Annotated in this window: 11 protein-coding genes; 5 read left to right on the top strand and 6 right to left on the bottom strand. The window is 38.5% G+C overall.

Annotation, left to right across the window (positions count from 1 at the left end; translation table 11 throughout):
* Positions 1-138 precede the first annotated feature (138 nt).
* The 3 genes from CW745_RS09595 to CW745_RS09585 all read left to right on the top strand — a co-directional run bounded on the left by CW745_RS09595 (position 139) and on the right by CW745_RS09585 (position 3,139).
* On the top strand, positions 139-792 hold the full coding sequence (locus tag CW745_RS09595) for a hypothetical protein (RefSeq protein ID WP_202973183.1): 654 nt from the start codon (positions 139-141) through the stop codon (positions 790-792).
* 120 nt (positions 793-912) lie between these two features.
* Positions 913-1,770 carry a pyridoxal kinase PdxY gene (pdxY, locus tag CW745_RS09590; protein ID WP_101108430.1) on the top strand — a complete coding sequence of 286 codons (858 nt, stop codon included), beginning with the start codon at positions 913-915 and terminating at the stop codon, positions 1,768-1,770.
* Positions 1,771-2,227: 457 nt separating this feature from the next.
* On the top strand, positions 2,228-3,139 hold the full coding sequence (locus tag CW745_RS09585; RefSeq protein ID WP_101108429.1) for a LysR family transcriptional regulator: 912 nt from the start codon (positions 2,228-2,230) through the stop codon (positions 3,137-3,139).
* Positions 3,140-3,351: 212 nt separating this feature from the next.
* On the opposite strand, the gene CW745_RS09580 is transcribed toward CW745_RS09585, so the two are convergent.
* The 3 genes from CW745_RS09580 to CW745_RS09570 form a co-directional block, all read right to left on the bottom strand.
* Complete coding sequence (locus CW745_RS09580; RefSeq protein ID WP_101108428.1) at positions 3,352-4,809, bottom strand: phospholipase D family protein; 1,458 nt, start codon at positions 4,807-4,809, stop codon at positions 3,352-3,354.
* Between the two features lie 69 nt (positions 4,810-4,878).
* Positions 4,879-6,948: a carboxylesterase family protein gene (locus tag CW745_RS09575; RefSeq protein ID WP_101108427.1), complete on the bottom strand. Its 2,070-nt coding sequence runs from the start codon at positions 6,946-6,948 to the stop codon at positions 4,879-4,881.
* Positions 6,949-7,107: 159 nt separating this feature from the next.
* Positions 7,108-8,772, bottom strand: a complete 1,665-nt coding sequence (locus CW745_RS09570; protein WP_101108426.1) for a hypothetical protein — start codon at positions 8,770-8,772, stop codon at positions 7,108-7,110.
* A 360-nt stretch (positions 8,773-9,132) separates the two neighbouring features.
* Here CW745_RS09570 and CW745_RS09565 point away from each other — a divergent pair, with 360 nt between their 5' ends.
* Positions 9,133-10,305 (top strand): patatin-like phospholipase family protein, encoded by a 1,173-nt coding sequence (locus CW745_RS09565; protein ID WP_101108425.1) that lies wholly within the window; start codon positions 9,133-9,135, stop codon positions 10,303-10,305.
* A 222-nt stretch (positions 10,306-10,527) separates the two neighbouring features.
* Complete coding sequence (locus CW745_RS09560) at positions 10,528-11,715, top strand: BamA/TamA family outer membrane protein (RefSeq protein ID WP_153069757.1); 1,188 nt, start codon at positions 10,528-10,530, stop codon at positions 11,713-11,715.
* A 75-nt stretch (positions 11,716-11,790) separates the two neighbouring features.
* Here CW745_RS09560 and CW745_RS09555 read toward each other — a convergent pair whose 3' ends face one another.
* The 3 genes from CW745_RS09555 to CW745_RS09545 are packed head-to-tail and all read right to left on the bottom strand — an operon-like array spanning position 11,791 to position 14,438.
* On the bottom strand, positions 11,791-12,546 hold the full coding sequence (locus CW745_RS09555) for an ATP-binding cassette domain-containing protein (protein WP_153069756.1): 756 nt from the start codon (positions 12,544-12,546) through the stop codon (positions 11,791-11,793).
* A 7-nt stretch (positions 12,547-12,553) separates the two neighbouring features.
* A complete protein-coding gene (locus CW745_RS09550) occupies positions 12,554-13,504 on the bottom strand; it encodes an iron chelate uptake ABC transporter family permease subunit (protein ID WP_101108424.1) in 951 nt (316 codons plus the stop codon).
* Entirely contained in the window at positions 13,494-14,438 is a 945-nt protein-coding gene (locus CW745_RS09545) for an iron chelate uptake ABC transporter family permease subunit (protein WP_274521244.1), read from the bottom strand. Before CW745_RS09545 ends, CW745_RS09550 begins: the two co-directional genes overlap by 11 nt.
* Positions 14,439-14,440: the final 2 nt, after the last annotated feature.

Below are 14,440 nucleotides of genomic sequence, written 5' to 3'. Positions count from 1 at the left end.
ACAAAGCCTATTGTATTGAACGCGAAGGGTGAAGCTGGTTGCAACAACAAGCTCTACAATAAACAGTCTCTCATGCTAGCCCATAGCAAGCTATATTGCTTGCTATGGGCTAGCATTTTCATTTCCACTTGAGAATAAATGAGTATGAATACTACGACACGACCTCAAATTGCCATTAATGTGATGCGCTCACGTTTAACCGTAGTTGGCTTTAATATTGCTATTGTCTCCTTTCAAATATCCACACTAATAAATATGCAAGGCGGTGTTTTTTTAACCGGCTTTGAACATGCGATTCACTTTAGATCTGATATCGCACTGCTAGTCGCACTAGCCAGCTCAATGCTTGCACTCGTTGCATTTATTAGCGCCACCTCGATAAATAATAAAAGCGTCTGTGATCATTGGTCTTTTATTGCAGGTGATCTACTAATGTATTTAGGGCTGGCCTGTACTGTCACCGGCTTTTTTTCTCCATTAAATGACACATTTTTATATGCTATCGAAAAAGATCCACAACTCACACCATTGATAATATTTCAGGTTGGTATTAAATCGATAGGTGCAATTGTGTGGATTGCGACTATTTATATCGGCCCAGCAATCACGTTATTTCGCTCGCCCTTTTCACAAACAACAAATAGAGTATTGGCTATCGCCTATTGCATGACTTTGTTACTCTTATTTTTGTTTTATCAGCAAGCATTAATACTTGAAAATTTAGTGTTAGATAAAATGCCAAGCGAAATAGATCCTTACTTTTATGAATTTTTTCAGTTTTTGGTATGGTAATGCTGAACAGCAAAATATGTTCAGCATTACTACTTGAGGATCACATCCTACATCGGCGATTACCTCTGCACAGCTATTCACATTAAAATCAATTCAAATACAACAGACTCAGAGAAAATAATGAAAGCAGTGATGTCAATACAAAGCCATGTTAGCTATGGCCATGCAGGAAATAGCGCGGCTGTTTTTCCAGTACAAAGAATGGGAATAGAGGTATGGCCTATTCATACCGTTCAATATTCTAACCACACACAATATCAAGAGGGTTGGACAGGACAACGGTTTGGATCTGATGATATACGCACCCTCATTAAAGGGCTCGACAAGATCGATAAACTTAGCGAATGTAATGCCCTCATTTCTGGTTATCTCGGTAGCCCAGAACAGTGTAGTGCGATTGCAGAGGCTGTACGTAGGGTAAAGCAAGCCAATCACCAAGCCCTTTATGTCTGTGATCCAGTGATGGGCGATCCTGACAAAGGCTGTATTTTGCCTGATGGGGTAACAGAGGCACTTACTGAACATTTAATGCCTCTTGCTGATGTTATTGTACCCAATCAATTTGAATTGGCTCAATTTACAGGCATGGAAATAAATTCCATTTATGACGCAGTAACCGCGTGTAAAAAAGCCATTGAATTAGGCCCCAAAATCATCCTAGTAAAAAACCTACACTCGATATCAGATAAAGAATTTACCACTATATTAGCGACACCTAAGAGTTGCTATTTAGTACAACGCCCATCGCTACCGTTTGATAAATCGCCTGTCGGTGTAGGCGATTTAATTACCGCGGTATTCACCGCTTGCCTTACTAAAGATATGTCACCAGTACTTGCATTCCGTCATACTAACAATGCCGTTTATGGTATTTTAAAGCATACTCAAGAACAAAAGTTATGGGAATTACAAATCATCAGCGGTCAGTATGAATTTGTTGAGCCTACTTACGATTTCGAACCCAAACGAATAGGATAAGCCTTGTATTAATGCCAATAGCTTATATTGGCATATTTCCGCGACCACCTTCAAATTGCGTCATTAACAATCTAGCTATCACAGATTATTGATTGCTCATTTAACGTATCATTTCTGCGAAAATAGTGCCGTTAAGTCGCTTTGCTTATCCTGCTATGAAGTTAAAAGCCTCAATTACCTCTCTTATTCTGTTCGTGGCTAGATAATCAACAAATATTGTATTATCTTCTAGGGGCTGTTGATCTTTCAAGTTTATTTTTGCAACAATCTATTGTCTATTTTCTTCGCCAAACAGCATGCAATACACAATTAAAAGGCCTGTTGCGCTTAACATGACTAAACTGCATTCCGCTTTTTTGCTCAAAATGCGTGGTATTAAAGAATATTTAAACGGCAAAGTTCAACACCACCTAAGCAATGGAATATATTACAAATATCAGCTTTAAGGATAAATCAGATGAACTTTAGTTTTGAGCAATTGTTAGCATTTGTCACCGTCTATAATGAACGCGCCTTTAGTAAAGCAGCAGTCAAATTAAATAAACATAGAACCACTATTGGTCAGGTTGTCACTAACCTTGAAGATCAACTCGCAGTAACCCTCTTCGAACGAGTTGGCAGAACGGTAATTCCCACAGAAGATGGTGAATTTCTTTATCACTATGCTAAGCAAACTATTGAGCATGCCCGCACTTTTGATAATGTCGCACTTAGCCTATCCTTTGGTGCCATGGAAAACATTACTATTGCCTATCCCAGCTTTGTTCCACACGGGGTACTTGCGAATATGCGCATACAATTAGCCAAAGAATTTCCATTAATGCGTGTTAATTTTATTGTCTGCAACCAACAAGAGTTAAAAATAGGCATTAATGATGGCACTATTGACTTTGCTTTAGTAAATACACATTACAGTCGAGCAATGAACAGCATTGATGCTTCCTTTCTCGGACATATTGAGTTTTTACCCTTCGTTAAAAAAGGAGGAAGGTTATCTCAGCTTAAAGCAAATGAGGCACACGCAGTATTAAGTACTGAACGACAGTTTATTTTAAAGTCATTTCGCGAAGAGAACCTGCAAGATAAAATATTACTTAGCTCATTACATGAAGAAGTCGAGCAACTTGCACTTATCATTAAATTAGTGAGTATGGATGCAGGTTGGTCATTATTACCCAAAATAATTAGTGCATCTGAATATGTTACCGACAATATTGAAGCAATTAACTTTTCAGAAATGACTGAAGGTTTTAAATTTGCTATCTCTTTATGGTGCCCACATGCGAAATCCAATCGAGAGATAAAGCAAACCATTATCGATTCACTGAAAATGTCTGCGTTAGAGATAAGAGATCAATTCAAAAGCTAATATGTTCTGCGCTCATCACCGTAGAAGCTTTTTGTGATAACAATTCCACCAATATAGTGTTCAAATTTTACGTAGGAAAAAAGAGGTAGCACAAGGCGAAAGTTACAGTAAATAGTTGTTCTATTTGCAAAATTTTTAACGCAGAGAGAGCTTCTTTTAACCAGTAAAAATGATCAGTTATTTAGTGGATTTGGTATGATGAGCAGACTTAGCTATAACTCCATCTCAGCATCCATTTTCCTAAACAACCAATTAGTCACTTCGTGCCACTTACTATAGTTTGGGTTATCATGATGTAGTAACTTCCCTGAGCGCCAAATAATGTTATTTTCACTGTCACGAGAGACTTGCCAATAGAGCCGCTCTTTATTTTTTAATAAGTAATCACTAACCTGGCTAGCAAACCCCTCCCCTTCGATAAAAACACCTATTTCCATATTCAAAAAGTCAGAACGAGGATCAAAATTTGAAGAGCCAATAAAAGTAATTTCATTGTCTAGAATAATGGTTTTATTGTGGTAATAAGTAGCAACATGATAAAGGTGGTCATCATTAATAGCATCATCTTTATACTCATAAATATTCACCCCTTTATCTAATAACGTACTACGATGTTTGTCGTAATAGGCAGGAATAAACCCAGAGTCATTAGACGCAGATGAATTGGTCAATAACGTTACCTTTGCGCGATTATTCAATAGCTGATCAATCACTGAAAATTCACCTTGAGTAGGCACAATATAAGGGGTTGAGATCAATACTTGTTTGGCATTATCAATATGATTTTGAATAGTGCGCTCTGCTCGTATTCTAAAATAGGGGTTATTGTTTTCTAGTTTTTGTAGCGAATCAAAAATAGGCGTAACCTTCACCTCTTTAAAATAAGGTGTCGCTAATGTTTGAATTTGTTGATTCACATCGGCCAATACGATTGCATTTTCTTTATACGTTTTACGTAATGCTTTATTGAACTGCGCATAAGCATTATTCGCTTTAGTCTTAATGTGGTGTTCAATACCTTCGCTGTAGGCACTTTTCCATATCGTCTGGTAATGTTTTGCAAACGCCTCAATAACAGCCCCTTTAAATAGTGCATCCATGTCAAAGAAGTTAGCTTGAGAACTATAACCAAAATAACTATCACCGATATTACGGCCACCTAAGATCATATATTCATGATCCACATTGAAGTATTTTTCATGCAGGCGGTTATCAAGCTTTTTTTGATCGCGACTAAAGTTCACTGCCCTACCTAACCAACCACTCTTACGTGCGCTAAAAGGATTAAAAATTTTAATGCGAATATTAGGATGTTGATTAAGCTCTGCGAGCCATTTTTCATTAAAAACTAATAGGTCATCAAGAATTAAACGCACCTTCACACCACGATCTGCAGCCTGTTTTACTTCATCAAGAAGCATCAGCCCTAATGTATCTTTATCCCATGAGAAATAGGTCATTTCGAGCGATGATTTGGCGGTACGTATTAAAGCAACACGTTGCGCATAAGCGGCGCCTGCACTTGGTAACAAATAGACTTGAGCTGGATAAGATTCACTCTGCCAGTTTTCTTCAAACCCTTCCTCAACATTTGGATAAGGTTGCGCACAGCCTGTCAATATAGCGCTTAGTAACGTCATCAAAAATAGTGAAAAATGGAATTTATTCATTGCAAACTCTACCTTTATAGACACCAAAGGGAGCTAAGCTCCCTTTGGTGTGATGAAAATGAAAAGAGATTAAAAAAGATGATGAAGTGTGAGCTCTAATTCTTTTAGACCTTCAAGGCGTCCGTTACGTAACAATGGGTCAATCCCCTGATGGTTGTTAAAATCCCAATCATATTCGGTATTTATTTGTCCAGAATCTTCAATGATGATGACATTGTCATTATTGGCGTTGTAATGCTCACTTTGAAATAGTGCTTCACTAAACCATAGACGAGACAGCTTATTCATTAATGCTAGCTCTTTACTGCTTGGTTTCACTTCACTGCCATCGAGACGTAACGCTTTATTAAATACAAAGGCAAGCTCTGACCCGCTGCAGGCTCCACTAATACAACCAATCGCCTTAAAGATATCAGTCGCTTCTGATGGATCTCCCCAAATATTGAAGCTTGGTGCCACCTCAAACTGGTACATGATCGCATCCCCACCCTGCTCTAAACTATTAGCAGCCATCTCACGTGCAGGCCCATTAAAAAGTAAGTCGTTCATTAGCATTTTATACATTTTCATATTCGCGACTGAACCACCCAACTCATTTTCTAATTCAGGGTAATAATCAGTTAAGCTCAACAATTCATTAATACTTTCACGATTACCCAAACCAAAGAACAACTGTGTAACAACACCATAAGCAGTCAAGCGTTCCGTTTCTTTAGCCACATTATCAAACGACACTTGTGATACTTTTTGTGCTAAATAACGCTTATTATCAGTATTATCTAACCACCTAGACAATGCTTTGACCAACTGTGCTTGCCCAGACTCATCAAGTATTGGGTCCCCCCCACACAGTGATAATCTTGTAATATTGTCCGTGTTATCACATAACTCTGAAATAACGAGAGGAATTAAGAAAGTTAAACTAGGTAACATAGCAAAGCTATTTGCCTCATTGGCATTATTACCAATCACCGTATCAACTGTTAATCCACCTTGCGCAGGTGCTTCGGTAAAATGATAGCCAGCTTGATCGCCATCATTTTCAATATATGGAGCAAACGGCATGAAGTTATGCATTGGCGTCGCTGTTTTCCCACCGAGTACATTCTCAGCTAACCAATCAACCAATTTATTAACAGGGTTCAACAATTCATTTTGCGCGGTTAAAATTTCCTCAATGCTTTTTTCTTTTATTTTTTCATCTGCATCATTCGTACAACCAAAAATTGGCCTTGTTAAATCGAACTCTTCACAGATTGACTTACGATAGCTTTTCGCTGCATCATCGTTTTTATATTCAAAGCCATAGGGGTTACTTTGCATGATCGCGCGCTGAAAGGTTTCACCTGCGACGACTTCTTGTGAAAACTGACTCTGTAAAATACCCACTGACATCGCACCAGCGCCCTGTCCCATTAAGGTGACATTTGACGCATCACCGCCAAATTTACTAATATTATTTGAAACCCACTCTAATACGCGTTTTTGGTCACCTAATCCAAAGTTTCCACCTTCAGTATTATTCGCGCCATCAACCCAATAACTTCCTAGTAACCCTAAACGATAATTAAAACTAACGTAAATAAAGTCTTTTTTGTCATCAGCACCTTGCGCAACGATAGTATCGCCTTCAATAACAGGCTCAGATCCAGAGCCGTATTCAAAATCACCGCCATGAATAAATACATAGACCGGTAACGTTTTACCGCTTTCAGCCCCACTAGGTCGCCAAATATTAAGATATAAACAATCTTCGTCAATCGTTTGAGTAGTCTTGTTTTGTGCTTGCGGACATGATGCACCGTAATTGGTTGCATCTACTTGACCATCGCTATTAAGGGTCTCTTCCATAGTTACGTATTTGCTATGTTGAAAACGAGACTGAGTAGCAAATTGAATCCCTTTGAAGGTATCAATGCTAACCAATTTTTGGCTCCCCATCTGGTCATTAATGAGTACAGATTCAACAGTACCAAGCACTTCTACATTGCCAATTTGAAATATTTCTTGCCGTGCAGGCTCAGGCTCAATCACCGGTGGTTTTTCTGGCATAGGGACGGTTGGCTCTACTTCGTTACCACACCCCACAACAAAAGAGCTAATAACAAGTGCTAATAAAGAACGAGTAAAAAAAGTCATAAAAGTATCCACATCAAAAATATAATTATTCACAAAGGTGAGTCGAATTAAGTTGAGTACATGTTATAAGGCCGAACAAAAAACAGATAATCACATCTGTAGGATCAACTCCTACATGATCTGTCAACGCGATAATTAACCGCAGGCCCCCCTTCTAAATTAGAAGCGATAACCTAGGTTTAAAGTCAATGAATCACGAGTTTCACCCTTGTTATACAACACTGTTATGTTGTAGTGCTTGCCGATTTGTTTGTTAAAACCAACCAAATATGCCCAACTGTTTAAGTCCACACCCACGTCATAATCGAATTCAATATCACCAGTGATAACAGTGCCTTGCATACGATTTTTAAGGCCTTGGTATTCCGCACCAACAATAAGTTGTGCACGGTAATCTACTAATTGATAACCAAGCATCGGTTGAGCTGTTAGTAATCCATCTCCCCAATTATCCGAGCCTTCTAATCTCGTTTTTGAGTAGGTAGCTGTTAATGAAGCAAAAAATTCTTTGTAACCTACTGATAATGTTGTGCCCAACCCGATTAGGTCGTACTCTAAGTGCAAAGGCACATCTAGGCGTCCTTTATCACATAAGACCGATACTCCTTTACAAAAAGCATCCCCTAAACCATCAAGTTTATTATTCAATTTATCTTTAATGATTTGTCCCGGTTCGCCGGTATAAGAAGCATCCACATTGGCATCGACATTAATTTTCCCGAAGTAACCGAAGGTATTCCAAAACGGTAAAATGTTGACATCTCCACGTAAAGTCAGTGCTTCAGCAGTAACATTGGCAAAGGTATCATTGGGATCAAAAAACTCATTTAAACGCACTCCACCGATAACAAAGTCATTAGTTGGTATACTCATATCTTGCTTTCGATAAGTGACAGATAATCCGAAGGGTAATGGTAAGTCGATCCCTTGCTGTCTGACCATGTCGCCCATAAGTGGAAACACTCTGTTAACTTCAACTTTTTCTTCATGTAAACGCGGATCAGATATTTGTGAAAGACGCTCTTCATCTAATATTTCAATCTCATGAGTATTTCCATAAAAAGCAACTGGCTTGATGGTTTCAGTCAAAATAGCGGGCTTATTTTTTTTACGGCCTTTCATCTCGAGATACTTTTCATGGATAATTAATTTGCCACTTTTTAAGGTACTGAAGGTGATTTTCTGGCGGTAGCTTTCAACCTGATAAGCATTTAATTTAAACGCTTTGTTATTGGTGATAATCATATTTTTTGGTTGGCCATCAACGATTTTAATGACAACACTTAAGAAACGAAAATATGCGATGTCTTGAGGTAATCCATATTTAGAGTAATTAAAGCTAACCTCAACTTCACCATTCCCTTTATCAATCGCTTTGACCGAAGTAGGATCATAACTTTGCGCCCAGTTACGCAAGCGGTATTGAATTCGCGTACTTTTTTCAATTTCATTAATGACATTTTCATTGTTATCTAGGTTATCGCTGTCATATTTAATACGTAAATCGATATTGCCTTTATCGTCTGTTTTTTTAATCAAAAAGACTTGAGATAGGTGCTTTTCTCCATCAACATCAATTTCTCGCTGTACGTGTTCAACCAAGTGTTCCCCCTGAACTAATGAGCTAACACCAAGCTTAGGTAAGTCATTATCAATGCCATATTTTGCAAAAATAGATTTGGCTTCAATTAAATTTGAACCTTTTTCTTCATAATAAGTTGTTTCTGCAAACACATTACTTGAGCAGGCTAACATCACTGAAACCATCATTGCTGAAGCTGAATGTTTTATTGCAGAAGTTTTGATATATTTTATAAATGCCATGTTATTTTCCACTTATCGTTTACCCACCTAAATAAGGTTATCTAGGACATATAGTTAAATGCTTTTTCCACTAGTTACTCGCGAATGATTTCACTCGGAAGTGGTAAGTGATGAGGAGAATACGAGGTATTTACAGATTAATTGAATCGCATGTGTAGGACGTCACCCTACAAAGGACATTTAAATATCAAATGAAAAGAATATTAATGTCCTCATCTGATATATCAGCGACTATTTTTAAAGATGATGGATAAGATCCTACAATAGAGATTCAATAACCCACAAAAAGTTGATTAATATCTGCCCAGTAAATGATGACTAAGTCGTTATCGATAACCACAAAACACTGGGAAAAATGTAATGAAAAAAATCAATCACCTTTTGATTATATCGATGTCGCTACTGGTTGTTGCATGTAGCACTCAACATCGTATTGAGCAGAGAACAACTGAACAGAACTATCAACACGCAACCATCTTGCATGATCAAAATCAAGGTGAGCCAATTCGCTTTTGGGCATCACAACAACCTGATTTTTTGTATCAAAACAGTCGTACTACCAACCTTCATGTTGATCATCAAACACAGTTTTCTATCCTGGCTTTATCAGGTGGAGGCGCCAATGGTGCATTTGGTGCAGGTGTATTAGTAGGGCTACATGAAAAAGGGCAACTTCCGGATTATTCAGTTATTACCGGTATTAGTGTCGGCGGGCTACTCGCACCCTTTGTGTTTGTGGGCGGGGAAACACTAGAGGCATTACCTTCTGTGATACTAAATATTAATGACAAGACATTGATCGGTAAAAAGAATTTTATAAATGCCTTAACTAAAGACGCATTTAGTCAAAAAGATAAAATGCTTACCTTTATTAAAAATACTTATTCTGATCAGATGATTGAGGAGATCGCAGCGCAACACCGTAACGGAAAACGTTTGTTTATTGGTACTACGCATTTTGATTCAGGAGAGTTAATGGTATGGAATATCGGCGCTATCGCCAATAGCGAGTTGCCACAGCGCGTATTATTAATCCATCAAGTGTTAGCAGCCACAACCGCTATTCCGGGGGTATTTCCACCGCAATTTTTCGATGTAAATGACAATAATGAACAACTTGAAGAGATGCACGTTGATGGTGGGCTAGCGACACAGGTGTTCTTTAATCCAGCAAACTTTGATTACTATAAACTATCACAATCATTAGGTCTGACACGGTCACCTCGATTAGATGTTATTCGAAATGGTAAACTGAAATCCTCCTATCAAGCGGTTGCTGATAAAGGTATCCCTCTGATTACTAAAAGCTTATCTAGCTTAACCACACTGCAAGCCCGTGGTGATATCTACCGTATGAAATACCTCAGTGAAATTGAAAATATTGACATGCAATTTGCCTATATCGACAAAGATTTTTCTGACCAAAAAAAGAGTCGAGACCTCTTTGATAGCCACTATATGAAAGTCATTTATCAATATGGATATAACAAGGTGGTGGCAGGCGAATTATGGCAAACAGAATTGCCCATGTAATTAACTTCACCAGCAACAAAACTTATACCAAACGAAATAAATAGCGGGTCTATTTTACTGCTTAAAGCAACTTACCTCTTCGTTGAAACTTTCGTAAAAGGAACACCATTTACGTCAAGTTTCGCCTTGAGTTAAGCCACTTTTCCTGCGCAAAATTTAGATCACATACTTAATTCGATTGGTATTACAACAATTTACCGTTAAATATTAAAGTAGAGCCCTATGAAAACTAGATTAACAGCCACTATGATAGGTTTACTATCATGTTTGTACTCAACTACACCATTTGCTTCATTTTTTGATGAAGAAGACAACCAGTTAGATCTTGGTCACCACATCGCCGAAAATGCTACCGGCTTTTTACCGATACCAATCATCATTACCGAACCAGCTGTTGGTTATGGTGGAGGCATCGCAGGTCTGTTTTTACACGAAACAGAGGAAGAGAAAAAAGTAAGAAAAGAAGCTGCTCTGAATGCACGAGATGGGGGAGCGCGTTTAATGCCGTCTGCTATTACCTTAGTCGGTGCTGGCGGCACTGAAAATGGTACTTGGTTTGCTTTTGCAGGACACCAACATTCTTGGCTTAAAGATCGAATTCGATACTTAGGTGGAGCAGGTGTTGGCGTAGCAAATCTGAATATTTACAAAGACCTCTCATTTCCTGGGTTTGGGCCCATTGCTCCCATTGATAAAACCCTTTCATTTGGTACAAAGACATCGGGGATCGTCATGATGCAAAAGTTACAAGTACGAATTGCAGATACCCCTTTAATGCTAGGAATAAAACAAGTTGCATCAAAATCCAAGGTAGAAACCGATAGCAAAGTACTTAATGACTTGTTGGATTACACCATTGGTACTGAAACGGTCAGCTCTGGTTTAGGCTTATTAGCCGATTACGATACTCGAAATAATTTTTTCTATCCAAGTGAAGGTTATCAAGTGAGTGCCGAATATATGGTTTATAACGAAGCGATCGGCAGTGACCACAATTACAATAACCTCAATATTAATGCTGAAGTATATATCCCAGTTGCCCAAAATTGGACCGTAGCTTTTGCTGGTAATTATCAGAACTTTGATAGCAATGACATTATCTTGCCACCGACAGTTAAACCCTATGTGGATTTACGCGGTATTTCGGCTTACCGTTTTCAGGGAGATGAAATTCAAACAGTGCAAGGTCAAGTAACCTATGACATCACACCGCGTTGGAACATTTCTGCTTTCTATGGTGTTGGCCGCGCATTAGACAAAGGGGAGCAGAATCATGAAGATTTAGCTGCTGGCTATGGGACGGGTTTTCGCTATAAAATAGCACGTCGTTATGGCTTAAGTATTGGTGCAGATATCGCATTTAGTGAAGAAGAGAGTGCTTTTTACATTAGTCTTGGTAGTGGTTTTTAAACCACTAAAAAAACAAAGTGTTATATCGATAACCTGAAAAATAATAACGTATCTTATCTACAGGTTATCGCGCTATTAATAATAGGTACAAATACGTTTGCCATTTTGCTCTATTACCGTAAAAGGGGTTTCATATATGCTCTCTAGTACGGTGGTATTAATAACCTCTTCAGTACTGCCATCAATCACTACTTCACCTTTTTTCATGGCGATAATACGATCCGAATAGCTGGCTGCAAAGTTGATGTCATGAATAACAATAATCACAGACTTTTTAAGTTCGTAGGCGAGCCTTCGAATATTACGCATGATTTGCAGTGAGTGTTTAATATCTAAATTATTTAACGGTTCATCTAGCAAAATGTAATCGGTATCCTGCGCCATCACCATGGCAATAAACGCTAATTGTCTTTGCCCGCCACTTAATTTATCTAGATAACGATCTTGAATATCCGTTAAGTCGAGATAGTTAATCGCATTATCAATCACCTGATGATCATCCGCCGTTAATTTTCCTTTAGAGTGAGGAAAACGTCCAAAAGAGATCAACTCTTTGACCGTAAAACGCATGGTGACATTGTTAGCTTGCCTTAACACAGCCAACTTTTTAGCCAACAGTTCTGTTGCCCATTCTTCTAATGCTTGTCCATCAATGCAGATTGAACCTGAATCTTTTTCAAGTAAGCGACTGATCATCGATAATAAGGTGCTTTTACCCGCCCCATTAGGCCCGATAATTGAGGTTACTCTGTTTTTTTCAAAATTAACCGTGGTATTTTTTACCACGGCTTGTTCTGAAAACATTTTATTTAACTGTTTAACTTTAATCACTTCGCACCTACAAGATCTGTTTTTTTAATAATATACGCAGGAAATAAACCCCACCAATAAAGTTAATGACCACACTCAGCGTTGTTTGAAGTTCAAACAGATGCTCGATAAAAAATTGTCCGATCAATAATGTGCAGGTAGCAATTAATACACAGGCGATAAATAACGTACGGTGATGGTAACTTTGTATCCATTCTCGCGTGAGGTTAGTGACCAAAAAACCGAAGAATAAAATAGGGCCGACCAACGCGGTGGAAACAGCAATCAGTAAGGTACTCAATAACAATACTTTACGGTTGGTAGCGAGAACGTTAACCCCTAAACTGGTGGCATTATCATGATTTAGCCATAGCACATTGAGCGTTTGATGCATTTTAAAAAGAGAATAGGCGGCAAAGGTAATAACAGGTGCACAAATATAAATTAACTCGACTTTAACGTGATTAAAGCTGGCAAACATATTCGCCTGTAGCGAAGCAAAATCATTCGGGGAAAGCATCATCGCCAGCATTGATGTTAAGTTGGAAAACACTTGACCAAGTATGATGCCAAGTAACAATAAAACCAGTAAATTATGGTTGCCTGCGCGAAAATAGAAGTGAAAAAGTGCCAAAGAAAAAAGCACCATGGTCAACGCACACACGATAAAATTAATATAAGGGTTGATATATAAAACACTCACGCTACCCACCACAAATACAATCAGTACTTGTGTTAGCAGATATAACGCATCGAATCCCATAACACTTGGGGTGAGTATGCGATTACTGGTAATCGTTTGAAATGCCAATGACGATAACGCAATAGCGACAGCTGCCAGCACAATGGCAATCACCTTCGGAATACGCAGCGATAAGAAAAAGGCATAGTTATCAAGTGTTAGGCCTGTTCCTAATAACAACACTAAAAAGCTGAGGCTTATGGCGCACAATAAAATTATTTTTTGCTTATCGGTCATGTGCTTCTCTTTTTACTAAGAAATAGATAAACACCACGCCACCAAGTACACTGATGATCATTGAAATGAGTAGTTCATAGGGGAATATCAATACTCGACTTAACAGGTCACAAACGAGCACTACAACAGCACCTAATGCAGCCGTTAGCGGGATATTCTTTTTCAAGTCATCACCATTAAAATAGGAAACGATGTTAGGAATAATGAGCCCTAAAAAAGGCAGTTGCCCGACAATCATCACCACGGTGACAGCCATCACAGAGACTAATACCACGCCTATCATGAGCACTTTTTGATAATTTAAGCCAAGATTAATGGCGAAGTTTTTGCCAATACCCACGGCAGAGATACGCGCTGCATACAAATAGATAAAAATGGCAATCGGGATAGCGAGGTAAAGCAACTCATAGTCGCCCTGCAATAGGTTAGCAAAATTAGCCGTTGTCCATCCTGAGAGGTTTTGTAAGAGATCATACTTATAAGCAATAAAGGTCACTAGTGACTCAACAATGTTACCCCAGATAATACCGATTAACGGCACAAATACCGCGTTTTTAAATTGAATAGATTGGATCAATTTAATGAAGATAAAGGTGCCAATAATGCCACAGACAAAAGGTAACCATAGCGAACCACCGTCACCTAAAAGCACCAGACTTAAAACATAGCCAAGCATTGCACACTCGACTGTCCCTGCCGTAGAGGGGGCTGCAAATTTATTTTGGCTTATCTGCTGCATCACAAGCCCAGCAAGGCTTAACCCAGCACCTGCCAATAAAATTGCCAGTAAACGCGGTACTCTGCTACTGAACAGCAGGTCTCGTGCGTTATGCTCATTATTTATTAATGCCGTAATCGATAACTCACTGACCCCAACGAATAAAGATGCAACACTTAACATAACTAAAGCAATGCTCAGATAAAACATCTTCATGA

Source organism: Psychromonas sp. psych-6C06, from assembly GCF_002835465.1.
Classification (GTDB): domain Bacteria; phylum Pseudomonadota; class Gammaproteobacteria; order Enterobacterales; family Psychromonadaceae; genus Psychromonas.
This window is presented reverse-complemented; position numbering and strand designations above follow the sequence as displayed.

Bases quoted from the DNA above. Each gene is read 5' to 3' on its own strand.
- pdxY (WP_101108430.1), top strand. From the start codon at position 913: ATGAAAGCAGTGATGTCAATACAAAGCCATGTTAGCTATGGCCATGCA.
- CW745_RS09575 (WP_101108427.1), bottom strand. From the start codon at position 6,948: ATGACTTTTTTTACTCGTTCTTTATTAGCACTTGTTATTAGCTCTTTT.
- CW745_RS09585 (WP_101108429.1), top strand. From the start codon at position 2,228: ATGAACTTTAGTTTTGAGCAATTGTTAGCATTTGTCACCGTCTATAAT.
- CW745_RS09545 (WP_274521244.1), bottom strand. From the start codon at position 14,438: ATGAAGATGTTTTATCTGAGCATTGCTTTAGTTATGTTAAGTGTTGCA.
- CW745_RS09565 (WP_101108425.1), top strand. From the start codon at position 9,133: ATGAAAAAAATCAATCACCTTTTGATTATATCGATGTCGCTACTGGTT.
- CW745_RS09550 (WP_101108424.1), bottom strand. From the start codon at position 13,504: ATGACCGATAAGCAAAAAATAATTTTATTGTGCGCCATAAGCCTCAGC.
- CW745_RS09580 (WP_101108428.1), bottom strand. From the start codon at position 4,809: ATGAATAAATTCCATTTTTCACTATTTTTGATGACGTTACTAAGCGCT.
- CW745_RS09595 (WP_202973183.1), top strand. From the start codon at position 139: ATGAGTATGAATACTACGACACGACCTCAAATTGCCATTAATGTGATG.
- CW745_RS09570 (WP_101108426.1), bottom strand. From the start codon at position 8,772: ATGGCATTTATAAAATATATCAAAACTTCTGCAATAAAACATTCAGCT.
- CW745_RS09560 (WP_153069757.1), top strand. From the start codon at position 10,528: ATGAAAACTAGATTAACAGCCACTATGATAGGTTTACTATCATGTTTG.